This window comes from Janthinobacterium sp. GL_088 (assembly GCF_057837845.1).
Genome location: NZ_CM174453.1, coordinates 5,357,745 through 5,379,844 on the forward strand (window position 1 = coordinate 5,357,745; position 22,100 = coordinate 5,379,844).

Here is a 22,100-nt window from a genome sequence, read left to right on the forward strand (position 1 = left end):
CTGCCCTTCCAGAAAGCCGCCGCGCGCTGCGCTGCGGTAAAAATTGATTAACGTCCCAGGCCGATCACCACGTCGAACAGGGTACTGGCAATCTGCATGACTTTGCCACATGCCTGGTAGGACTGCTGGTAACGCAACAGGTTGGCCGCCTCTTCATCGAGATTGACGCCGGAAACTGCCTGCTGCTGGGTACTGGTCTGCTGCAGCAAGGCCAGGCTGGCCAGGCCGCTGACCTGTACTTCGCGCGTCTTGTTGCCCACGAAGCTCACGGTTTGCGCATACGAACCCTGGAACGTGGCATTGCCGCCATCGAGGATGTTCTTCGTCTGCAAGCCCGCCAGCAGCGCGGCGTTGCGATTGTCGCCCACGCCACCCGTGTTCGGCGCAATGGTAAATTTATCGCCCTGCGCCGGCGTGCCCGTCATGCCGACATTGATGCCGCCAAAGCTGAAGTTGTCGCCTTCCGTATACGGGATGTTCGCCGTGCCGGCCGGATAGGTCGTGGTGGCACCATTCAAGCCCTTGACCGTCACCGCCTGACCCGCCGGGAAACCCGTCAGCGAGGTGGTCGCCTTGTCGTAGGTCAAGGTCACGGGACCGGTCAGGGCATTGCCTGGTGTCAGGTAGGCCTTGTCGACGGAGCCGGCGCTGAGCTTGCCCGAACCCGTATTGGCCACGGGCGCCGCCGTGACGATTGGTGCGGCCGCGGCGATCTTGTTGCGGTCGGTGATCAGCACGGCCAGGCCGGCCGCACCGTTCGCCGTCGGCCTGATGACGTAGTTGTCGCCCTGGGCAGCCGTGCCCGAGATCGAGAAATCGACGCCGTCGATGGTTTGCGGCGCCGTTTGCGGGTAGGGATTGATGATGGTGTGCGCGCCGTCGGACTCGCGCGTCACCACATAATTGCTGCCGTCGTATTTCAGGCTGTAATCGCTGGCCGTCAGTTTGGTGGGGTCGCTGACCTTGGCCGACAGCACAGTGGTGCTGCTGGCGTTGTTGCCGCGATCGGCGCCGATCACGGGATCGGGTATCTTGAAAAAGTCGCCGCCCATGGCGCCATTCAAGTCCAGGCCCAGCTTGTGCTGGTCGTTGAAGGTGCTGGCCAGCGCGATGGCCACCTTGCCCAGCGAGTTCTGGACATTGTCCAGGGTACCGCTGCGGAATTCCAGCAAGCCGCCCAGCGAGCCGCCGGTCAGGGAGCTGTCCGGCAGTACGGTGACGGTACTGCCCGTGACATAGCCCACCTCGATGCGGTTCGGGTCCGTCCGCGAAGGCGTGGCCGCCAGCTCGAAGCTGCGGTCCGCCACCACCAGCGGCTGGCCCGAGCCGATGGAAATGGTGACGGTATTGTTGGCAGCGGGCTGCACCGTCGCCTTGACATATTTGTTCAATTCCGTGATCAGCTGGTCGCGCTGATCCAGCAGATCGTTGGGCTGGTTGCTGGCATCGACCGACAACTGGGAAATTGACTTGTTCAGCTCGGCGAGCTGCTTGGCGTAGGTATTGATCACCGTCACATTCGAGGTGATCTGCGAATTGACGCCGTCGCCGATCTCCGTCAGGCGCGCGCTCAAACCCTGGAAACGGGAAGCGAGCGAGCCGGCGCTCGACAGCAGCGCCTGGCGCGATGCGACCGAGGAGGGATTGGAGCTGAAATCCTGCACGCCCTTGAAGAAGTCCTGCAGGGCGGGCGACAGGCCCGCCGTGGGATCGGCCAGCAAGTTATCGATCTGACTGATCTGCGTGTAATAGGCGTCGAGCGCGCTGGTGGCGCTTTGCGCGGCATTGACCTGGGTAGCCATGAAACTGTCGTACTGGCGCTTGATCTGCGACACTTCCGTACCCGTACCGATGAAGCCATAGCCGGCATAGTTGGACTGCGAAGTCTGCTGCAGCACCACCTGGCGGTTGTAGCCGGCCACGTTGGCATTGGTGATGTTATGCCCGGTCGTCGACAGGCCCACCTGCGCTGCAAGCAAACCGCTCTTACCGATGCTGAGTAGATTCGAAGTCATGGTGTCTTATTGGTTACCGTCAAATGTATTTACGGCAGCCGCGGCGAAAACTTGAAGCGCGCGGCCTGCACAGGGGTATGGCGGTGGCTTAACCGACCAGCGAATTTTTAATGATTTTTGTCAATTTAGCAGCGTAATTCGGGTCCGTCGCGTAGCCGGCTTTCTGCAAGCCGTGGGCGAACGTGCTGGCGTCGCCCGCGCTGGCCAGGACTTTCTCGTAGCGCTTGTTGTTCGTAATCAACTGCGCATAGTCCTTGAAGCTGTCCGCGTAGCTGTCGTAGGCGCGGAATTTTTCCACCTTGCGCTGCGCCTTGCCATTCACGTATTCCGTGGTGACGGCTTCCGTGACCTTGCCCTTCCAGTCGCTGGATGCCTTGATGCCGAACAGGTTGTGGCTGCTGCTGCCGTCGCGGGCGATGATTTCGCGCTTGCCCCAGCCCGTTTCCAGTGCCGCCTGGCCCAGCATGAACTTGGCCGGGATGCCCGTGGCGCGGCTGGCTTCTTCCGCATGCACGCCCAGTTTTTCCTGGAAGGCGCGCACGTGCGGCGCCTGCGTGGCGTTGGCCTTGTCGCTCAGGGTCTTGCCGGCGGCGGCGGCGCTGCCGGCGCCATCCGTCAGGGCGCCCTGCTGCTGGCGGAAGGCGGCCAGCGCCTGCGCCATGCTCGATGACCGGGGCGACGGCGCTTCGGCGCCATCGGCGGCCAGCGCCTGGTTCGACGACGACAGCTGGCGGATCAGCACGTCCGCCAGGCCCGTGCCCCGCTTGGCCAGGTTCTGGCTCGTCTGCTGGTCCAGCATCGAGGTGTACATCTTGCTTTGCTGGCTATCCATGATGCCGTCTTGCGGCGTCGCTTCGCGCATGCTTTTCATCATCATGTTGATGAACATGGCTTCGAATTGCGTGGCCGCCTCTTTCAGGGCGGCGGGGTCCTTCGCCTTGGCGGACTGGCGCAAGCCATCCATGCCTTTCACGTCATAGGCGGCGGTATTGCTGAGGTCGGTTTGACTGATCATGGCGTGTCCATCAAATGATTTCAAGTTCGGCGCGCAGCGAACCGGCCGCCTTCATCGCCTGCAGGATGGCCAGCAAGTCTTGCGGCGAGGCGCCGATGGCGTTGAGGGCTTTCACCACGTCGGACAGCGAGGCGCCGCCCTTGATCAGCATGACCTTGCCCGGTTCCTTCTTGATATCGATCTGCGCCGTCTGCGTGACCACCGTGCGTCCGCCCGACAAGGGCGCCGGCTGGCTCACTTGCGGCTCGACATTGATGGTAACGGACAGGTTGCCGTGCGAAATGGCGCACGTTTCCAGGGTCACGGACTGGTTCATCACGACGGAACCGGTGCGCGCGTTCATGATGACCTTGGCCGCCAGGCGGGCCGGGTTGACTTCGATGCTTTCCAGCTGGCCCAGGAAGGACACGCGCTGGTCGCTGCCGCTGGGCGACTGCACCTGGATCACGCGGCCATCGAGCGCGGCGGCCGTGCCGGCGCCGTAGCGGCTGTTGATGGCGTCGACCACGCGGCTGGCGGTGGCGAAATCGGTGGCGTTCAATTCCAGGCGGATGGTGTTGTTGGCGCCCAGCACTGACGGCACGCTGCGCTCGACGGTAGCACCACCAGAAATACGTCCCACGCTCAGGTGATTGATGACAACGGAGCTGCCGGCCGCCTGCGCGCCCACGCCTCCCACCAGCACGTTGCCTTGCGCCATGCCATACACCTGGCCATCGGCGCCCTTCAAGGGCGTCATCAATAAAGTGCCGCCGCGCAAGCTTTTCGCATTACCCATCGACGACACCGTCACGTCGAGCAACTGGCCCGGCTGGGCAAACGCGGGCAAGGCCGTCGTCACCATCACGGCGGCCACGTTTTTCAGCTGCAAACTGGTGCCTTGCGGCAAGTTGATGCCCTGCTGCTGCAGCATCGCCGCCACGCTCTGGATGGTGAATGGGGTTTGCGTGGTCTGGTCGCCGCTGCCGTCGAGGCCGACGACGAGGCCATAGCCCATCAGCTGATTCTGGCGCACGCCGGCGATGCTGGCCAGGTCCTTGATGCGCTCGGCCTGCGCCATGGGCGCCAGCAGAGAGATGGCCAGGCCGAAAATGGCGGCAAAGCGGGAAAAGGTAAAAGTTGCCATGATCAGAAAGGCAGCAGGCTGAGGAAGAAGCGCGAGGCCATCGAAGCCATCTCGGCGCGGTCGATCTGGCTGTTGGTGCGGTATTCGACGCGCGCTTCGGCCACCTGGGTCGAGGGCACGACATTGCCCGTGCCGATGGTGTCCGGATTGACCATGCCCGAGAAGCGGATGAATTCCGTGCCCTTGTTCATGGCGATCTGTTTTTCGCCGGCAACGATCAGGTTGCCGTTTGGCAATACCTCGATCACCGTCACGCCGATCGTGCCGCTAAAAGTGTTGCTGGCGGACTGGTTGTCGCCATCGGCAAATTTCGTCGCGCCATTTGCCGCCACGGTGCCGCCGAAACGGCCTTGGGCGAAGCCGGGCGTGCTGAAGCCCACGCTGCCCGACTTGTTGCCGGAACTGGCACCCGCCTTGACGGCATTCGTGCGCTCGGTGATGGCGATCGTCATGGTGTCGCCCACGTGGCGCGCGCGGCGGTCTTCGAAGGCGGGACGGTAGGTCGACGGCTGGTAGATGGAGCCGTTGTTGACGACCACGGGTTCCGGCATCGGCGCGCGCGTGGTGGTCGGGTATTGCACGATGGACGTAGGCGTGATGGCGCAGCCGGACAGCAGGACTGCAGAGAACAAAGCGATGATGGGGTATTGCATGGCGAACCTCCGCTGCCATCCGGCGGCGGATGGCATGACGACTATGAAAATTAAAGTTGCGACAGTTTCTGCAGCATTTGGTCGGATGTGGTGATGGCCTTGCTGTTGATCTCGTAGGCGCGCTGCGTCTGGATCATGTTGACCATTTCCTCGGCCACGTTGACGTTCGACGTCTCGATATAGCCCTGCATCAGCACGCCGGCGCCGTTCGTGCCCGGGGTGTTGGTTTGCGCCACGCCGGAAGCGCCCGTTTCCATGTACAGGTTTTCGCCCTTCGATTCCAGGCCGGCCGGGTTGACGAAGGTGGTCAGCTGCAACGAGCCGATTTGCGATGGCGCCACCGTGTCGGGCAAGGTAACGGAAACGGTGCCGTCGCGCGCCACGGTCAGGCTCAGCGCATTGGTCGGCACGGTGATGGCGGGCTGGATGACGAAACCTTCGGACGTCACCAGCTGGCCGTTGGCATCCGTCTGGAACGAGCCGTCGCGCGTGTAGGCGGTGGCGCCGTCCGGCATCAGCACCTGGAAGAAACCCGTGCCGTTGACCATCACGTCGCGCGAATTGCCCGATGCCTGGGGATTGCCCTGCGTATGGATGCGTTCGGTAGCCACGGTGCGCACGCCCGTGCCGATCTGCAAGCCCGATGGCAGCTGGGTTTGCTGCGACGATTGTGCGCCCGGCTGGCGCACATTTTGGTAAAGCAAGTCTTCAAACACGGCGCGCGACTTCTTGAAGCCGGTGGTGCTGACGTTGGCCAGGTTATTGGCGATCACGTCCATCTGCGTCTGTTGCGCTTCCAGGCCGGTTTTGGCAATCCAAAGGGAACGAATCATGATTTTTCTCCAATAACAGCGCTAACCAGCCCTGTAGACTATTTCTATGTGACCATTATGCGGTGGCCCCCATCAATTCAAAGCGAGGATCTGGGTGGCTTTCGCCGCGTTATTCTCGGCATTCTTCAACAGGCTCATTTGCGTTTCGAACTGGCGCGCCAGGGCGATCATGCTGACCATGGAGTCGACGGGGCTGACATTGCTGCCCTCCAGGGCACCGGTGGTCAGCTTGACGGCCTGGTCGGCCTGCGCCACCGTGCCATCCTTCAGGCGGAACAGGCCGTCGTCGCCGCGCACCAGTTGCTGCTCGGGCGGATTGACCAGCTTGATGCGCCCGAGCACCGTCGACGGGCCCGGCGGCACGTCCGTGGAAATCGTGCCCACCGTGCCGTCGCTGGCAATCGCTACCGTCACGCCGGGTGGAATCGCCATGGGGCCCGTATCGCCCTGCACCATCAGCCCGCCCTGCGTTTGCAGCATGCCGTTTTCATTGAGCTTCAGGGCGCCGTTGCGCGTGTAGGCTTCGGAACCGTCGGCCGACTGCACCGCGATCCAGCCGCCGTTTTCCACGGCCACGTCGAGCGCGCGGCCCGTGTGCTGCATCGGACCTTGCGTGAAATCGGAACCGACCGTCGAATCGACAACAAAGGTGCGCGTTGGCATCATGCCGTCGGCCACCACGGGCACGGCGCGGAACGAGTCGAGCTGGGCACGGAAACCCGTACTGGTGGCGTTCGCCAGGTTGTTCGCCGTGGTCGCCTGCTTGTCGAGGATGTGCTTGGCGCCCGAGCCGGCGGTGTAAATGAGACGGTCCATTTTCTATTTCTCCCAAACCAACAATAAAATCGGGGGCATGCGCCCCCGGTCAACTTATTAGCGGAGGTTGACTAAGGTTTGTAAAACGGAATCCTGCGTCTTGATGGTCTGCGCATTCGCCTGGTAGGCGCGCTGGGCCGTGATCATGTTGACCAGTTCCGCCGTCAGGTCGACGTTCGACACTTCGACGGCCGACGCGCGCAGGTCGCCCAGACCGCCCGAGCTTGGCGAACCCGTCATGGGACTGCCCGAGACCGAGCTTTCCGCCCAGGCATTGTTACCCAGCGGTTCGAGGCCATTCGGATTGGCAAACTTGGTCAATACCACCTGGCCCAGGTCGCGCGTCTTGCCATTGTTGTACTGCCCCTGGATCACGCCATCGGAACCCACGACGAAACGGCTCAGCTGGCCGGCCGCGTAGCCATCGGCCACGGTCCGCTTTTCGCTGGTGGACGAACTGAGCTGGGTGGAATTGGTGAAGTCGACCTTGATCGCCAGGTTGGCGTTCGCGCCTGTGGCAGGGAAGACGGGCAGGTTCACCGTCACCGGCAAGGTTTGCGGCGGCGTCAGGCCCAGCATGGCTGCCTTGTCCAGGTTGCCGACGCTGTTGAACACCAGCGAAGCCGACTTCACGGCGGGCACCTCCGTCACCGAGGAGATATTGGCGTCGATCTGGTCTGGCGTCAGGCTGGAATTGACGCCGTTGGGCACGGCGCTGCCATAGGTGGCGCTGATGGCATTCAACTGGGCGGTGCTGGCGCCGGCCAGCACCGCGGCGGCGCGCACTGCGGCGCCGGCCGCATTGCCATAGGCGACGGCGGCAGCCGTGATAGCCGCCGGTACCAGCGGCACGGCCGTGACGGCGGCCTGGTAGGTGGCACGCGCAGCCACCGAGGCGGCATCGGTCTGCGCTGCGGACGCCACTTTCGCGCTGGTGATTTCCTTGCCGTCAGTGGCCGAGTAGACATCCCATGTATTGGTGCCCGTCTTGACATAGAAATTGGACATGGTGTGCGCATTGCCCAGCGAGTCGAAAACCGGCACAGGGAATTGCTGGGTCCACGACTTTTGCTCGCCCACGGTGAACGGCACCACGGTCGGCATGGCCGATTTGGAATCGAGATTAATCTGGGTATCGACCTTGGTGGTCGCCTGCGGCGCCATGTCGGACGGGTCGATCTGCAGCGGCACGGTGGCGCCGGCCAGGATCTTGCCGTTCGCATCGGCCGGATAGCCGGTCAGCTGGGCTTTCTGCGCATTGATGATGAAGCCGCTCTTGTCGACCTGGAACTGGCCGTTGCGCGAATACTGGATGGCGCCGTTCACGCTGGTGCGGAAGAAACCGCCGCCATTGATGGCGATGTCGAGCGGATTGGACGAGCTCTCCAGGTTACCCTGGTTGAACAGCTGCGCCACTTGTGACACGGACACGCCGATGCCGGGCTGGTTGCCGCCCACGCCATACAGCGAGTTGGCATAGATGTCGGCAAACTGCGCCTGCGATTGCTTGAAACCCACGGTGGCCGAGTTGGCGATGTTGTTACCGATGACGTCCAGCGATTTGGCGGCGCCGTTCAAGCCGCTCAGGCCTTGTTGGAAAGACATTGTGTTCTCCTGGTAGAAATTAGGGGTAGAGGGTCACGCTAAGGGGAAGCGGCTTACAAAATCTGTTTCACATCGGCCATGGTGATACTGCCCACGCCCGGCACGTTCAATTTCACGCCACCCGCGCCCGTCGACACGCTGGCGACCGAGCCAAACATCAGCGCCGCGGCATCGGTCAGCTTGGCGCCGCCGCGCGTGGCTTCCACCGAAAAGGTGTAGGCGCCATCCGGCAGCACGATGTTCTTGCCATCCTTGTCGAGCTCGGCGGTGGAACCGTTCCAGCCCAGCGGCAAAGTACCCGCGTCCTGCGGGCCCAGGTCGATGGAATGGACTTCCTTGCCCGTGCTGTTGTAGATGATGACCTTGACCTTGTCGGCCGGAGTCGCCAAGTCCACGCCCAGCAGGGCCGCGCTCTTGCTCAAGTTGATGCTCTTGCCTGCCGTCAGCACGCCGTGGCCGATGATATTGGCCGCCTGCATCGATTCGGCCTGCTGGTAGCTGGTTTTGAGCGTTTCCAGGGTGGTATTGAGCTTGTTGACGCCCGTCACCGTGGACAGCTGGGCCAGCTGGCTCGTCAGCTGTGCATTGTCCAGCGGGTTCATCGGATCCTGGTTTTGCAGCTGGGTCACCAGCAGGGTCAGGAATTTGTTCGTTTCTTCCTCGACGCTGCCTTTCTCGGCCGTGGTCTTCTTCGGATTCATCGTCGCCATCAGGTCGGTGACTTTGGAGGTGCTGGTATCGATGGTTGCCATATTGGTCAGTCAGCCTTATTGGCCGAGGGTGAGGGTTTTCAGGAGCAGCGATTTGGCCGCGTTCATGGTTTCCACGTTGGTCTGGTACGAACGCGAAGCCGACAGCATGTTGACCATCTCGTCGACCGTATTCACGTTGGGCATGGTGACGTAGCCCTTCTCGTCGGCCAGCGGATTCTTCGGGTCGTAGACCAGCTTCATCGGCGACGGATCTTCGATCACCTTCTGCACCTTGACGGCCGTGGCGCCATTGGCCATGGGCACGGCTTCAAACACCACCTGCTTGGCGCGGTAGGCTTCGCCCGTGGCGCTGGTGGCGCTGTCGGCATTGGCCAGATTGCTGGCCACCGTGTTCAGGCGCTGCGCCTGGGCGCTCATGGCCGAACCGGAAACATTGAAGATATTAAATAGCGACATGATTATTGTCCTCCCTGGATGGCCGTCAGCATGCCCTTGATCTGCGAGTTGAGGAACGTCACGGCCGCCTCGTAGCGGATGGCGTTATCGGCAAACGCATTGCGCTCGAGATCCATGTCGACCGTATTGCCATCGACGGCGCCCTGGGCCGGCGCGCGGTACAGCAACGGCGTGCCGTCGGCCAGGGTCTCGACCTTGCCGCCACCGGCTGCGCCCGCAGATGCGGCCACGCCCTTGCCCGGCAAATGCTGCGGCGCCGTGCCCTTCAGCGCAGGCGGCACGCCGTCCTTGCGCGCCATCGCGCCCTTCAGCGCGGCGGCGAAATCGACATCGCGCGCCTTGTAGTTGGGCGTGTCGGCATTGGCGATGTTCGAGGCGAGCAATTCCTGGCGCGTCGAGCGCAGGCTCAGCGCCGTCTCGTTGAAGCGCATGTAATCGTCGAGTTTCCATATCATGTCAGGCTCCGGAAAGATCTGCCACTGGCGCCCGAGATGGCGGAAGGATGGCGGTATAGTGATGACAGGAAACATAGTACGGCGCCCACCAGCAAGACCATCGCCGGATCAGACCATACTTTTACCCCTTAATCGGCGCTTCGAACGGGGCGGCGTGCACTATCATGGCAGTATTCCAGAGGCCTATCACCATGAAAACACCGCTTGCTTTCTTCTTTGCTTTTGCCGCCCTGCCACTGCTGGCCCAGGCGCAAAACGCCGGCCGGCAAACGCCGGAAGCGCTGCGCAACAGCGTGGAACAGTTCCTGCAGGTGCAAAGCAACGGTTTGCCGGGCAAGGTGACCATCACCGTCGGCGCCGTCGATCCGCGCCTGAACCTGGCCGCCTGCCCCGCGCCGCAAGCATTCATGGCGCCGGGCGCGCGCGCCTGGGGCAAGACCACCGTCGGCGTACGCTGCACGGCGCCCTCCAGCTGGACCATTTATTTGCAAGCGAACGTGGCTGTCGTGGGCGACTACGTGGCCAGCGCCGTGCCGCTGGCGCAGGGACAAGCCATCGACGCCAGCCAGCTGGTGACGATGCAGGGCGACCTGGCCGCATTGCCGGCAGGCATCGCTACCGACATGGCGCAAGTGGTGGGCGCCAGCACGAATATTTCCTTACCGCCAGGCACGCCGATGCGCCTCGACACCCTGCGCCGCAAGCCGGTGGTGATGCAGGGCCAGCTGGTGCGCGTCGTTTCGAGTGGCAACGGTTTCCAGGTGGCATCAGAAGGACGCGCCATCGGCAGTGCCGGCGATGGCCAGACGGTGCAGGTACGCACGCAGAGCGGCCAGCAGATCAGCGGCGTGGCGCGGGCTGGCGGCATGGTGGAGGTGGCGTTCTAAACACGGATGGACAGCGATATTGTGGTCTGGCGCACTAAAGTTTCGGAAGAAGGTGCCGATAATGACACATATCCCGGAGTTTTTTGACTTCGACCAGACGAGGATCACGCTGTGAAAATTACCGACAACACCATTAAAAGCAATCCCGGCCTGCCGGTGGCGCCCGCGAGTACCTCCGGCGCCCGGAATGCCGAGAAAGCCCAGGCAACACCGACAACGTCGGACAATGTACGCCTGTCGCCGCAAGGACAGGCATTGGCGGCCAGTGCAACTGCCGGCAGCGGCGCCGTGTTCGACACGAAAAAAGTCGAACGCATCAAGCTGGCGATCGCCGACGGCCAGTTCCAGGTCAACTCAGAAAAAGTGGCGGACGGGCTCCTCGACACGGTCAAGGACTTGCTGCACTCACGAAATAGATAGGTTCCCTCATGCAATCAGTGACTCCGTTTTCCAGCCTGCGCGACGAGCAACAGCTCATGACCACATTGCTGGCATTGATGAAAGAAGAACAGCGGCATCTGGTTGCGGCTGACATCGATGCAATCACGGAGCTCACCGTACGCAAGACGGCACTCGTAGGACAATTGAGCCAGCTGGCGGCGCAACGCCACCAGGCGCTGGCGGCAGCCGGCTTCATGGCCGCCGAAGCGGGCATGGAAGACTGGCTGGTCGGCGCCAATGAAGCCGAAGCGGCGCCCCTGTGGAAAGCCCTGCTCGAGACGACGCGCGAAGCCAAGGAACAGAACCGCCTGAACAGCCTGCTCGTCAACAAGCACATGGTACATACGCAAGGTGCCCTGAACGCCATGCGCCCCCCGGCCCAAAGCGGCAATTTCTACGGCCCCAGTGGCCAGCCAACGACCAACACGGCCAGCCGGCGCGTCGTCATCGGCTAGTTTCCCTTATTGACCAGTTCAACCGTGCGCGGGACGCCCCGCGTGCTGGCGATATTTCGCCACGATGGCTTGCGCCCTGGCGCTGGCGGCCGCTTGCTGCTCCGGCGTCAGTTCGGCCTGCAGCCAGTGCCAGTACTCATCCTGATACGGATTGGCGACGCCGGGCGCCAGGATATCGTCGTAGACCTGGCGCAGGGCCAGCAGGTAGCCATACGCCTGCGACGCATCCTTCCGCACCACCTCGCCATCGCGCAGGTAGGCCATCATCAGCGTCGACACGCTGCTCAGTTCCGCCTCGTCCGCCTGCGCCGTCAGCTGGGCGATGGCTTGCCGCTTCCACGCCTGCACCAGCGGATCGTCGGGACGGTTGCGCAGCGCGCTGCGGTCGCCGAACGGCCCTTCCGACAGGAACAGGGTGGCCGCACCGGGCACGCCGCCTTGCGCGGCGGTGGCCAGGTAGCCGAGGCGATCCTCGCGCTGGCGCTGCGTCAGGCCCCCGCACAGCTGCTGCTGGGCGGCTTTTTCTTCCGCCGTCATCTCGCGCCCCAGCTCGAATTCCATCCCCGGCAAGCGGCTTTCGCGCTGGAAGACGATGCAGTCGTCGATCAGGTTGAAGGCCGCATACGCGTCTTCCGCCCTGCCGCTGGCGCCCAGGCGTTCGAGCCGTTGCGCCAGGGAAACGACAACGGGCATTTCAGCCGCAGGGACGGAAGCATCGATACTCAAATACGATTCCAGGCTGCGCCCCGGCGCAGCGCTGGCCACAGATTCCGGCGCGCCGCCGTCGGGTGCTGGCCAGTACACGAGCGCCAGCACTGCCGCGATGGCGGCGGCGATGGCGATGCTGGTGAATTTGACGTTCATGGTGAGGATGCGCGTGGATGGGAAGCGCACGTTACCACAGGCGCGCGGCAGCGGGCCGCACGCCTGTGCACTCTCAGCCGCCGGCCTTTTTCGCCTGGTGGCCCAGTTTGGCCAGCGCGGCCAGGATGGTGTCCACATGGTCGCCCTGCACTTCGATCACGCCATCCTTGACCGTGCCGCCCGAACCGCACTGCGTGCGCAACTGCTTGCCCAGCAGGGCCAGCGCAATGGCGTCCAGCGCCAAGCCTTTTACCACGGTGACGCTCTTGCCGCCGCGGCCCTTGGTCTGGCGCGACACGCGCACCACGCCGTCTCCGGAGGGCGCCGCCTTGGCTTGCGCCTTGCACGCGCATTGCGCCAGCGGCTGTCGGCAGGCGGGACACATACGGCCCGTTTCGGTGGAATAGACGAGACCGCCCAGGGAGCTGCTTTTCATGAGGAAGAGATAAAAGAGAGAAGGCCGCGATTGTACCAAGCGGCGGCGTTCAATTGGCTGGTGCCACCGGCGCCGTCGGCACTTCCGTCACCGTTTCGGGGATGCCCGACAAAATCGTCACGGCGACCCGGCGGTTACGCGCGCGCCCTTCCGCCGTTTCGTTGGGCGCCACGGGAATATTGTCGGCGTGGCCCACGGCCGTCAGGCGCGAAGCCTTGACGCCGCTGGCGATGAACAGGCGCACCACGGCGCTGGCGCGCGCGGCCGACAATTCCCAGTTCGAGGCAAAATTGGAATTGCTGATCGGCTGCACGTCCGTATGCCCTTCCACCTGCACGTCGTGCGTGTCGTCCTTGAGCAGCACGGCCACGGCGCGCAAGGCCTGGTCCGACTCCGTCGTCAGCCGCGCCGCGCCCGGGTCGAACAGCACGCTGGCATTGATTTCCACGCTCACGCCGCGGCTCGTCTGCGTGACGCGCACCTTGCCCTCCTTCACCAGCGGCGCCAGGGTCGACGTCAGGTCCTGCGCCAGGCGCGTCATGTGTTCGCGTTCGCGGCGGATGGCTTCCGTGCGGCGTTTCAGGGCGGGGTTCGGCAGCGGGATGGCCTGTGGCGCTTCCATGATGATGGGCGGCGCGCCCTTTTCCAGGCTGAAGGCCTGGCCGATGGCGTTCTGGAAGACGCGGTATTTACCTTCGTTGACTTGCGAAATCGCATACATCACGACGAAAAAGGCGAACAGCAGGGTGATGAAGTCGGCGTACGAGATCAGCCAGCGGTCCTGGTTGTCCGGTTCCTCGTCATACTTCCTGCGCGCGCGCCGCATCATGGTCAATGCTCGTGCAAGAGGCTGGACACGCGCTCTTCGATGATGCGCGTATGGTCGCCCGTGGCGATGTCGTACAGCACGGCGGCCGTGATTTCGTATTGCAGCACCCGGCGCGAAACAATGGCCTTGAGTTTATTCGCCACCGGCAGGAACAGCAGGTTGGCCAGGCCCACGCCATAAATCGTCGAGACAAACGCCACGGCGATGCCGCTGCCCAGCTTGCTCGGGTCGGTGAGGTTTTCCATGACGTGGATCAAGCCCAGCACGGCGCCCAGGATGCCGATGGTGGGCGAATAGCCGGCCGCCGATTCCCACACCTTGACGGCCTGGCGCTCGGCCATTTCGTAGGCGGAAATTTCCACGTCGAGCAGCTGGCGCAGCTTGTCGGGCGCGATGCCGTCGACGATCATGCGCAAACCCTTGGCGTTGAAGCGGTCGGCCGTGTTTTCCATCAGGCGCTCCAGCGCCAGCGGGCCGTCGCGGCGCGCCGTCAGACTCCATTGCCCGATGTCGCGCGCCAGCGCGGCGCGCGTGTCGGACGGCGGCAGGAAGACCCAGCGCAACATTTCCAGGCCACGCACAAAAGTGCGCAGCCGCGTTTGCAGCAGCACGGCGCCGAAGGTGCCGACGATGACGATGGCAAAGGCGGCCGGCTGCAGCAGGGAGGCCATCTTGCCGCCTTCCAGTGCCTGGCCGACCAACAGGCCCGCCAGCGCCAGCGCCAGCCCGATTACGCTGGACCAGTCCACGCCAGCTCCCTCAAGGTTGCGCGCAGGCGCGCGACGGCCTGGGTATGCAGCTGCGAGACGCGCGATTCCGACACGCCCATCACCGCGCCGATCTCCTTCAGGTTCAGCTCTTCTTCGTAGTACAGGCCCATGAGTATTTTCTCGCGTGGCGGCAGCGCGTCGATGGCATCGATCACGGATTGCCGGAAATCGGTATCGAGCAGGGAACGCAAGGGGTCGCTGTCCTCGTCCACGCAGTGGCGGTCGAGGAAGCTGTCATTGCCGTCCGGGTCATGAAAGTCTTCGTAGTACACAAGCTGGTGGCCGCCGCCGTCGCCCAGCATTTCCTGGTAGTCGGCCAGCGACATTTTCAGCAGTTTCGCCACTTCCGACTCCGTCGGCGGGTGGCCGAGGCGCTGCTGCAAGGTGCTCATCGCCTCTTCGATCTTGCGCATGTTCTGGCGCATGCTGCGCGGCAGCCAGTCGCTGGTGCGCAATTCGTCGAGCATGGCGCCGCGGATGCGCAGCACGGCATACGTCTCGAACTGCGCGCCATGCGTCTCTTCATAGCGGCTGATGGCATCGAGCAGACCGATCATGCCGGCCTGGATCAGGTCATCGACCTCGACCGAAGGCGGCAATTTCGCCTTCATATGGTGCGCCAGACGCTTCACCAGCGGAATGTGCTCCGTCAGCAAATAGTCCTTGTTCGATTTCCCTTTGACCGTGTACATAGGCTGCTTATTGTTTTCTCATCTTATCTGGTGCTACGGTTCGATTCAGGCGCTGAACTGGTGCGTGCTCCCCGTCTGGTACAAGGTGCCACCCAGCACCGGCGCCGCCGAACGGGCCAGCCGCTCGGCCAGTCCGCGAAACGCCACCGACGCGCCCGCCAGCGGAAACGCATCGACCACGCTGCGGCCCAGGCGCGCCGCGCGGTGCAGATATTCATCGGCAGGCACCGAACCCATCGAGGTCAGCTTCACGGCCAGGTAGCGGCTCGCCGCCTGCGCCATATTATCGTATACCACTTTTGCCTCGGATTCGGAAGCGCCGGTGACGAGAATGCCGAAGGGACGGCGTCCCAGTTCCTGGCTCAGGCGCTTGATCAGGCAGTACGCCGCCTTGATCGAGGTGGCGCTGGTCGACACTTGCACGACGATATCGGACGAGGCCATCAAGGGCACGGGGAAACAGGCGCCCTCGTCTGCCACGACGCCGTCAACCAGCACGATGCCGCTCTGGCGCGCCAGCACGTCGAAAGTCTTGCCCAGGCGGCGCAATTCGTCCTCGCCCGCATAGTCCATGCTGTCCATCAAATGGTTACGCGCGCCCAGGCTGGCCACGCCGAAGCCTTGCGGCACCTGGTGGATGACCTGGTTCAAGCCGCACTGCTGGCGCGCCACGTCGCGCAGGCTGGCGCCGTGCGCCAGGCCCAGGCGCGCAGCCACGCCATCGCTGCCGCCGCTGGCGTCGAGCAGCAGCACGTCATTGCCGCCGTAGACGAGCGAAGCGCCCAGGTTGACCAGCATGGCGCCCTTGTCGTCCTGCGGCGTGGCCGACAGGAACGTCATGACGCGCGGCTGCGGGCCGGCCAGCATGCGGCGCAAGCCTTCGGCCTGGTCGAAATCGAAATTAGCCAAGGTGCACCCCGCGCGCTTCATTGTTGCGGGCGGCCGCCTGCGCCATCAGCAGCGGCAGTTCGGCATCGGAAAACTGCGTCGCCGCCGAGTCGCGCTTGAGCTTGAAGGCGCGGTCGATCAGGTAGCCGCGGTCGGCCAGGTACAGGTCTTCCGGCACGCGCTGGCCGTTCGACACATAAAACAGGTTCAGCTTCTGGCGGATCACCACGTCGAGCACGTTGCCGATCGAGGCCGCTTCATCGAGCTTGGTCATGATGCAGCCGGCCAGGCCGCTGCCCTGGTAGGCGCGCACCACTTCGTTCAACGTTTCCTGCGTCGCCGTGGAATTGAGGCACAACAAACGTTTCACGTCGGCGCCGGCGCCCGACAGCATGGCCACCTGTTCCGTCACCATCTGGTCGCGCTGGCTCACGCCCACCGTGTCGATCAGCACCGTGTGCTTGTTCTTCAATTCCTTCAGGGCGATGCGCAAGTCCGCCTCGTCCTTCACCGAATGCACCATCACGCCGAGGATCTTGCCGTAGATGCGCAGCTGTTCGTGCGCGCCGATACGATAGGCATCCGTGGTGATCAGGGCCAGCTTTTCCGGGCCGTGGCGCATCACGCAGCGGGCCGCCAGCTTGGCCGTGCTGGTGGTCTTGCCGACGCCGGTCGGGCCGACCAGGGCAAACACGCCGCCCTGCTCCAGCATGGCGTCTTCATTGGCCACAGTATTGAGGTTGCGGCTCAGGACCGTCTTGATCCAGCGCATGCTTTGCGCGCCATCGAGGCCGGCCGGCAGCTTGTCGATCAGATAGCGCGCCAGGCTGGCCGAGAAGCCGGCCGCCAGCATTTCGCGCAGCACCACGGCTTTTTGCGGCTCGCGCTGCTGCGTCGAACCCCACGAGATTTCCGCCAGCTGGGTTTCCATCATGCCGCGCATGGCGCGGATTTCATTCATCATGCCGCTCATTTCGGCGGCGGCGTTTTCCTTGACGTGCGCCAGCGCGCTGGCCATCATCTGCTGCATGCGGGCCATGTCCACTGGCTCGGAGGCAGCCTGGCGCGGCGCGGCAGGACGTGGCGCGGCCGGGCGCTGGGCCGGGGCGGCAGGACGCTGCGGCGTGGCGAACTGGGTCTGCAACTGGGGACGGGGCTGGGCCATTTCGGAGGCGGCCGGCGGCGACGCCAGCGAAGCGGCATCGTCATTGGCCAGCGCGAGGATTTCCACCACGCCATCGGCCTGGCGGTTCGACAGGATCACGGCGTCGGGGCCCAGCGCTTCGCGCACCTTGCGCAGCGCATCGCGCGACGAGGCGCCCGTAAATTTCTTCACATTCATGACCGGCCTCCCAAGGCGGGGGTGGCGCAATATTGGCTGAACTGTGTGACCATCGTCGACTCCTGTTGCTTGAGTGCTGTCTTCCACATGGACACAGATCACCCGGACAGTTTCCATTATTAGCGATGCTTACAGGAAATGATCGAAGGAACAGGACGGGAAAGTACCCGTTATTCAGTTTGCCGGGAGGAAATTGATGTTTATTTGACCAAAAGCAAGGATCGAGGGTCGATCCCGCCGGGACCGCCCCTACGTGCCGCTTAACGCAACTACTGCGCGCCCACCAGGGCCGTGACGCGGATCGTCTTGGTTTCCGGCACTTCCGCATGCGACAGCACTTTGAGCTGCGGCAAGGCGCGGCGCAGGAAGCGCGACAGCAGGGCGCGCAGCGGCGCCGGCACCAGCAGCACCGGCGTCAGGCCCAGCGCTTCCTGTTGCTGGGCAGCCAGGCCCGCCTGGTGCGCGATGGTGTCGGCCAGGCCCGGCTCGATGCCGGCGCCATCGCCGCCATTGCCCATCGCTTGCATCAGCAGCCGCTCCAGGCGGCTGTCCAGGGTCATCACGGACAGTTCGGCCGAGCCGGGGAACAATTGCTGCACGATGGCGCGGCCCAGGGCCACGCGCACCAGCGCCGTCAGTTCATTCGGGTCTTGCGTGCTGACCGTATGCTCGGCCAGGGTTTCGATGATGCTGCGCATGTCGCGGATGTGCACGCCCTCGGCCAGCAGGTTCTGCAGCACCTTTTGCAAGGTCGACAGCGACAGCATCTTCGGCACCAGATCTTCCACCAGGCGCGGGGCATCCTTGCCCAGGTGGTCGAGCAGCGACTGCACTTCCGCGCGGCCCAGCAGCTCGGAAGCGTGCGAGGTGATCAGGTGATTCAGGTGCGTGGCCACCACGGTGCCCGCATCGACCACCGTGTAGCCCATCGATTGGGCCTGGTCGCGCAAGCTGGCGTCGATCCAGGTGGCGGGCAAGCCGAAGGCGGGGTCGTTGGTGGCCACGCCCGGCAAGGTGCCGCTGGCCATGCCGGGGTTGATCGCCAGGAACTGGCCGTTGAACGCTTCGCCCACGCCCACTTCCACGCCCTTGAGGGTGATGCGGTAGGCGGACGGTTTCAATTCCAGGTTGTCGCGGATATGCACGGGCGGCGCCAGGAAGCCCACTTCCTGGGCAAATTTCTTGCGGATGCCCTTGATGCGTTTGAGCAATTCGCCGCCCTGCGTCTTGTCGACCAGGGGAATCAAACGGTAGCCCACTTCCAGGCCCAGGGTATCGACGGGCATGATGTCTTGCCAGCTGGCTTCTTCCTGCTCGGGCGCCACGGTTGCCTGCGGCACTTCGGCCGGCTTTTCGGCCGCCTCTTTTTCCTGCGTGCGTTTTTTGCTGATCAGATAGGCGGAACCGGCCAGCAGCGACGCCAGCAGGATGAAGACCATGTTCGGCATGCCGGGAATCAAGCCCATGCCGCCGATGATGCCGGCGGTAATATATAGCACTTGCGGTTTCGCAAACAATTGCCCTACCAGCTGGGTGCCGATGTCCTGTTCGCTGGCCACGCGCGAGACGACGATACCGGCCGCCGTGGAAATGATCAGCGAAGGAATCTGCGCCACCAGGCCGTCACCGATGGCCAGCAGGGTGTAGTTCTTGAGCGCATCGGCAAAGCCCATGTCGTGCTGCAGCAAGCCCACCAGCAAGCCGCCGACGATATTGATGACGGTGACCATGATGCCGGCGATGGCGTCGCCGCGCACGTATTTGCTGGCACCGTCCATGGCGCCATAGAATTCCGCTTCCTGCGCCACTTCCGTGCGGCGGCGGCGCGCTTCGTCTTCGCCGATCAGGCCGGCGTTCAGGTCGGCATCGATGGCCATCTGTTTACCGGGCATCGCGTCCAGCGCGAAGCGGGCGCCCACCTCGGCGATACGGCCCGCGCCCTTGGTCACGACGGTAAAGTTGATGATCGTCAAAATAATGAAAACCACGATACCGACCGTGTAGTTGCCGCCGATCAAGAAGTGACCGAACGCTTCAATCACTTTACCGGCCGCGTCGGCGCCCGTATGGCCTTCCGTCAGCACCACGCGCGTGGACGCCACGTTCAGCGACAGGCGCAGCATGGTCGACACGAGCAAAATGGTCGGGAAGGCCATGAAGTCGAGCGGCTTGACCGTGTACAGCGCCGTCAGCAGCACGATGATGGACAGCGCGATATTAAAACTGAAGAAGATGTCGAGGATGAAGGCCGGCAGCGGCAGCACCATCATCGCCAGCAGCATGATGATGATGATAGGCGCGGCGATGCCCTTGCTGGCGTTGCCACCCATTCCACTGAGCCAGGCTGGCATTCTCAGGCCGTTCATGGTGTACTTCCTTTATTCTTGTCTGCTGCGCCAGTTGCGGGCGGTGTCTGTGATGCGGGATTCTGCGGGTCGAGCTCGGGCGGCACGTCGAGTTTCTTCGGCTTGTCGGGACGCTCGCCCTGGCCCTTGCCATAGCTGCGCAGCTGGAACACATAGGCCAGCACTTCGGCCACGGCGCCATACAGCGCTTCGGGAATCTCGTCGCCGATGTCCGTATGCTTGTACAGCGCGCGCGCCAGGGCCGGCGCTTCCAGGATGGCGACCTTGTGCTCGCCGGCCAGTTCGCGGATCTTCGCCGCCACCTCGTCGATGCCCTTGGCCACCACCTGCGGCGCGCCACGCGAATTCTCGCCATATTTCAAGGCCACCGCGTAGTGGGTAGGATTGGTCACCACCACGTCGGCCGTCGGCACGTCGGCCATCATGCGGCGGCGCGACATTTCATGCTGCATCTGGCGTATCTTCGCCTTGATCTGCGGATTGCCGTCCGATTCTTTCGACTCTTGCTTGACTTCCTGCAAGGACATTTTCATCTTGTTGGCGTAATGCCACATCTGGTATGGACCGTCAATGGCGGCGATCAGGCCCAGCGCGCCGACGATCAGCAAAAAGGCCGTGATCAGCAGGCTGATCAGATGAGCCGAGCCGGCGCGCAGGGATTCCACCGACAAGCCCAGCACGGCATCCTTTTGATGCTGCATCACCATCCAGGCGACGACGCCGACGACGAGGGTCTTGGCGATGGCCTTGAGCAATTCCACCAGCGCATTCTTCGAAAACATATTGCCCAGGCCACGAATCGGGTTGAGCTTGCCAAAATTGGGGGTGAACGCCTTGGAACTAAACAGCCAGCCGCCCACCAGCACGGGCGAGGCCAGGGCCACGAGCATGATGGCCAGCGCGTACGGCAGGCAAGTCAGCAAGACGGAGCCCACGTCGTAGCCGATGCGCAACATCATCGCGTCGGGATTGAGGATCTGCTCGCGATCCAGGGTCAGGCCGGAAACCATGACAGCCGTCAGCCGCCGCACGATGGCGTCGCCGGCAAACCACAGGCAGCAGCCGGACGCCATCAACACAGTGAACGTTGCCACTTCACGCGATCGCGGAACGTCGCCTTCCTCACGCGCCTGCTCGAGGCGCTTCGGTGACGCGGCTTCGGTCTTTTCTGCGTCGCTGTCTTCCGACATCAATCAACTCCGGTGAAGTCCTGCAGCCTGGCTAGGCGCAATACGGACTGGGCATGGAGCATTATCGAGTCAAGTGCCTGCTTGCCATCGGCGGAACAGGGGGGCAAATCCCCTGCATTTCCTTTACTCTCAAGTAACCTTAGCGGGACTTCCTCGCTTCCGCCTGCTTCACGGTCTGCTCGATGGCGCCAAACAAGGATTTACCGTCATCACCGAGCATTTCCAGCCGGACCACATCACCAAACAACAGGAATGGCGTGCTGGCGATGCCATCGGCGATCATCTCCTGGTTACGTCGCTCAACGATGCTTGAAAATCCCTTCTTGACTTCCTTGTTGGCGACCCCGCCCGCGCTGACCACGCTGCCGGCGCGCGCGTTGCGCGTCTGGCACAGATGGGCGAGCAATTGCGGATAATTGAAGGCCATGTCGGCGCCCGCGTGGGGCTGGCCCGTCAACTTGCCGTTCAGGCTGCAGCGCAGGGCGTAATGCACCTTGCCGCCGCGCCAGGCGTCGCCCAGCTCGTCCGGCGTGATGGCCACAGGCGAGCAGGCCATGGCCGGTTTCGCCTGCAGGAAGCCGTAGCCACTGGCTTGCTCGTCGGGCGCCAGGTTGCGCAAGGTGATGTCGTTGACCAGCATCAACAGCTTGATATTCAGGTGCGCCTGGTCGGGCGTGGAACCCATGGCCACGTCGTCCGTGATGGCGGCGATGCCTGCCTCGTAATCGATGCCCCACTGCTCGTGCGCCAGGGTGATGTCGTCATGGGCGCCGAGGAAATCGTCGCTGGCGCCCTGATACAGCCGTGGCGCCTCGCGCAAGTTGGCGGGCACATCAACGCCAGCAGCCTTGCAGGCGCGCTCGATCTGCTGCAGATAGGACGCGCCGGCCACGCGCAAGCTGCTGCGCGGCAAGGGCGCCATGCAGTTGGCCGGGTCGAACTCGAAGGCGCGATGGCCGCGGCCGCTATTGATGGTCTGGTACAGCAAATCGAGCTGGGGCGCGATGAAACTCCAGTCATCGAGCGCCTTTTGCAGGGTCGGGGCGATGCCATCGGCCAGGTGGGCCGTTTTCAGGTCGCGCGAGACGACAGCCAGCTGGCCGTCGCGCGTGCCATCCTTCAGGGTTGCTAATTTCATGTGCGGGAAACTTCGTCAAATGCAGGCAGTGGAAACTAAAGACGCAAAAAAGCCGGCAAATACCGACATTTAGCGGTCAAGAAGAGAGGTGCAACACCAGACAAAACCGTAGTGA

23 protein-coding genes are annotated in these 22,100 nt (G+C 63.4%); 3 read left to right on the top strand and 20 right to left on the bottom strand.

Annotation, left to right across the window (positions count from 1 at the left end):
• Positions 1-47: 47 nt before the first annotated feature.
• The 10 genes from flgK to flgB all read right to left on the bottom strand — a co-directional run bounded on the left by flgK (position 48) and on the right by flgB (position 9,687).
• Positions 48-2,015 carry a flagellar hook-associated protein FlgK gene (flgK, locus tag AC3IQ7_RS23905; RefSeq protein ID WP_322426395.1) on the bottom strand — a complete coding sequence of 656 codons (1,968 nt, stop codon included), beginning with the start codon at positions 2,013-2,015 and terminating at the stop codon, positions 48-50.
• An 88-nt stretch (positions 2,016-2,103) separates the two neighbouring features.
• A complete protein-coding gene (gene flgJ, locus AC3IQ7_RS23910) occupies positions 2,104-3,030 on the bottom strand; it encodes a flagellar assembly peptidoglycan hydrolase FlgJ (protein ID WP_489207486.1) in 927 nt (308 codons plus the stop codon).
• Positions 3,031-3,040: 10 nt separating this feature from the next.
• Positions 3,041-4,156, bottom strand: coding sequence for a flagellar basal body P-ring protein FlgI (locus AC3IQ7_RS23915; RefSeq protein ID WP_322426393.1), 1,116 nt, complete (start codon positions 4,154-4,156; stop codon positions 3,041-3,043).
• A 2-nt stretch (positions 4,157-4,158) separates the two neighbouring features.
• The gene (locus AC3IQ7_RS23920; RefSeq protein ID WP_099377950.1) at positions 4,159-4,809 is read right to left on the bottom strand and encodes a flagellar basal body L-ring protein FlgH; all 651 of its coding nucleotides are present in this window, start codon (positions 4,807-4,809) and stop codon (positions 4,159-4,161) included.
• Between the two features lie 50 nt (positions 4,810-4,859).
• Complete coding sequence (gene flgG, locus AC3IQ7_RS23925) at positions 4,860-5,642, bottom strand: flagellar basal-body rod protein FlgG (protein ID WP_034754070.1); 783 nt, start codon at positions 5,640-5,642, stop codon at positions 4,860-4,862.
• A 72-nt stretch (positions 5,643-5,714) separates the two neighbouring features.
• Positions 5,715-6,458 (bottom strand): flagellar basal body rod protein FlgF, encoded by a 744-nt coding sequence (locus tag AC3IQ7_RS23930; protein WP_077407841.1) that lies wholly within the window; start codon positions 6,456-6,458, stop codon positions 5,715-5,717.
• A gap of 57 nt (positions 6,459-6,515) precedes the next feature.
• The gene (locus tag AC3IQ7_RS23935; RefSeq protein ID WP_322426392.1) at positions 6,516-8,063 is read right to left on the bottom strand and encodes a flagellar hook protein FlgE; all 1,548 of its coding nucleotides are present in this window, start codon (positions 8,061-8,063) and stop codon (positions 6,516-6,518) included.
• A gap of 53 nt (positions 8,064-8,116) precedes the next feature.
• Positions 8,117-8,815 carry a flagellar hook assembly protein FlgD gene (locus AC3IQ7_RS23940; protein WP_322426391.1) on the bottom strand — a complete coding sequence of 233 codons (699 nt, stop codon included), beginning with the start codon at positions 8,813-8,815 and terminating at the stop codon, positions 8,117-8,119.
• Between the two features lie 15 nt (positions 8,816-8,830).
• Complete coding sequence (gene flgC / locus AC3IQ7_RS23945) at positions 8,831-9,232, bottom strand: flagellar basal body rod protein FlgC (protein WP_071075845.1); 402 nt, start codon at positions 9,230-9,232, stop codon at positions 8,831-8,833.
• 2 nt (positions 9,233-9,234) lie between these two features.
• Positions 9,235-9,687, bottom strand: coding sequence for a flagellar basal body rod protein FlgB (flgB, locus tag AC3IQ7_RS23950; protein WP_489207487.1), 453 nt, complete (start codon positions 9,685-9,687; stop codon positions 9,235-9,237).
• Positions 9,688-9,878: 191 nt separating this feature from the next.
• Here flgB and flgA point away from each other — a divergent pair, with 191 nt between their 5' ends.
• The 3 genes from flgA to AC3IQ7_RS23965 all read left to right on the top strand — a co-directional run bounded on the left by flgA (position 9,879) and on the right by AC3IQ7_RS23965 (position 11,470).
• A complete protein-coding gene (gene flgA / locus AC3IQ7_RS23955; RefSeq protein ID WP_489207489.1) occupies positions 9,879-10,574 on the top strand; it encodes a flagellar basal body P-ring formation chaperone FlgA in 696 nt (231 codons plus the stop codon).
• Positions 10,575-10,685: 111 nt separating this feature from the next.
• Positions 10,686-10,994, top strand: coding sequence for a flagellar biosynthesis anti-sigma factor FlgM (gene flgM / locus AC3IQ7_RS23960; protein ID WP_034787161.1), 309 nt, complete (start codon positions 10,686-10,688; stop codon positions 10,992-10,994).
• An 8-nt stretch (positions 10,995-11,002) separates the two neighbouring features.
• On the top strand, positions 11,003-11,470 hold the full coding sequence (locus tag AC3IQ7_RS23965; RefSeq protein WP_099377954.1) for a flagella synthesis protein FlgN: 468 nt from the start codon (positions 11,003-11,005) through the stop codon (positions 11,468-11,470).
• An 18-nt stretch (positions 11,471-11,488) separates the two neighbouring features.
• On the opposite strand, the gene AC3IQ7_RS23970 is transcribed toward AC3IQ7_RS23965, so the two are convergent.
• The 10 genes from AC3IQ7_RS23970 to AC3IQ7_RS24015 all read right to left on the bottom strand — a co-directional run bounded on the left by AC3IQ7_RS23970 (position 11,489) and on the right by AC3IQ7_RS24015 (position 21,985).
• Complete coding sequence (locus AC3IQ7_RS23970) at positions 11,489-12,334, bottom strand: hypothetical protein (RefSeq protein ID WP_489207490.1); 846 nt, start codon at positions 12,332-12,334, stop codon at positions 11,489-11,491.
• Positions 12,335-12,407: 73 nt separating this feature from the next.
• Positions 12,408-12,770: a translation initiation factor Sui1 gene (locus tag AC3IQ7_RS23975; RefSeq protein ID WP_322426387.1), complete on the bottom strand. Its 363-nt coding sequence runs from the start codon at positions 12,768-12,770 to the stop codon at positions 12,408-12,410.
• Between the two features lie 49 nt (positions 12,771-12,819).
• Positions 12,820-13,596 (bottom strand): flagellar motor protein MotD, encoded by a 777-nt coding sequence (gene motD / locus AC3IQ7_RS23980; protein WP_099378177.1) that lies wholly within the window; start codon positions 13,594-13,596, stop codon positions 12,820-12,822.
• A gap of 5 nt (positions 13,597-13,601) precedes the next feature.
• Positions 13,602-14,348: a flagellar motor protein gene (locus AC3IQ7_RS23985; RefSeq protein ID WP_322426386.1), complete on the bottom strand. Its 747-nt coding sequence runs from the start codon at positions 14,346-14,348 to the stop codon at positions 13,602-13,604.
• A complete protein-coding gene (locus AC3IQ7_RS23990) occupies positions 14,330-15,061 on the bottom strand; it encodes an RNA polymerase sigma factor FliA (RefSeq protein ID WP_035821402.1) in 732 nt (243 codons plus the stop codon). The genes AC3IQ7_RS23985 and AC3IQ7_RS23990 overlap by 19 nt, the downstream gene beginning before the upstream one ends.
• Before the next feature lie 45 nt (positions 15,062-15,106).
• The gene (locus tag AC3IQ7_RS23995) at positions 15,107-15,970 is read right to left on the bottom strand and encodes a MinD/ParA family ATP-binding protein (protein ID WP_489207491.1); all 864 of its coding nucleotides are present in this window, start codon (positions 15,968-15,970) and stop codon (positions 15,107-15,109) included.
• On the bottom strand, positions 15,963-17,291 hold the full coding sequence (gene flhF / locus AC3IQ7_RS24000) for a flagellar biosynthesis GTPase FlhF (protein ID WP_034754102.1): 1,329 nt from the start codon (positions 17,289-17,291) through the stop codon (positions 15,963-15,965). The genes AC3IQ7_RS23995 and flhF overlap by 8 nt, the downstream gene beginning before the upstream one ends.
• A 269-nt stretch (positions 17,292-17,560) precedes the next feature.
• Entirely contained in the window at positions 17,561-19,657 is a 2,097-nt protein-coding gene (gene flhA, locus AC3IQ7_RS24005) for a flagellar biosynthesis protein FlhA (RefSeq protein WP_099377959.1), read from the bottom strand.
• A complete protein-coding gene (gene flhB, locus AC3IQ7_RS24010) occupies positions 19,654-20,847 on the bottom strand; it encodes a flagellar biosynthesis protein FlhB (protein ID WP_099377960.1) in 1,194 nt (397 codons plus the stop codon). Before flhB ends, flhA begins: the two co-directional genes overlap by 4 nt.
• A gap of 139 nt (positions 20,848-20,986) precedes the next feature.
• Positions 20,987-21,985 (bottom strand): fumarylacetoacetate hydrolase family protein, encoded by a 999-nt coding sequence (locus AC3IQ7_RS24015; RefSeq protein ID WP_099377961.1) that lies wholly within the window; start codon positions 21,983-21,985, stop codon positions 20,987-20,989.
• Positions 21,986-22,100 lie beyond the last annotated feature (115 nt).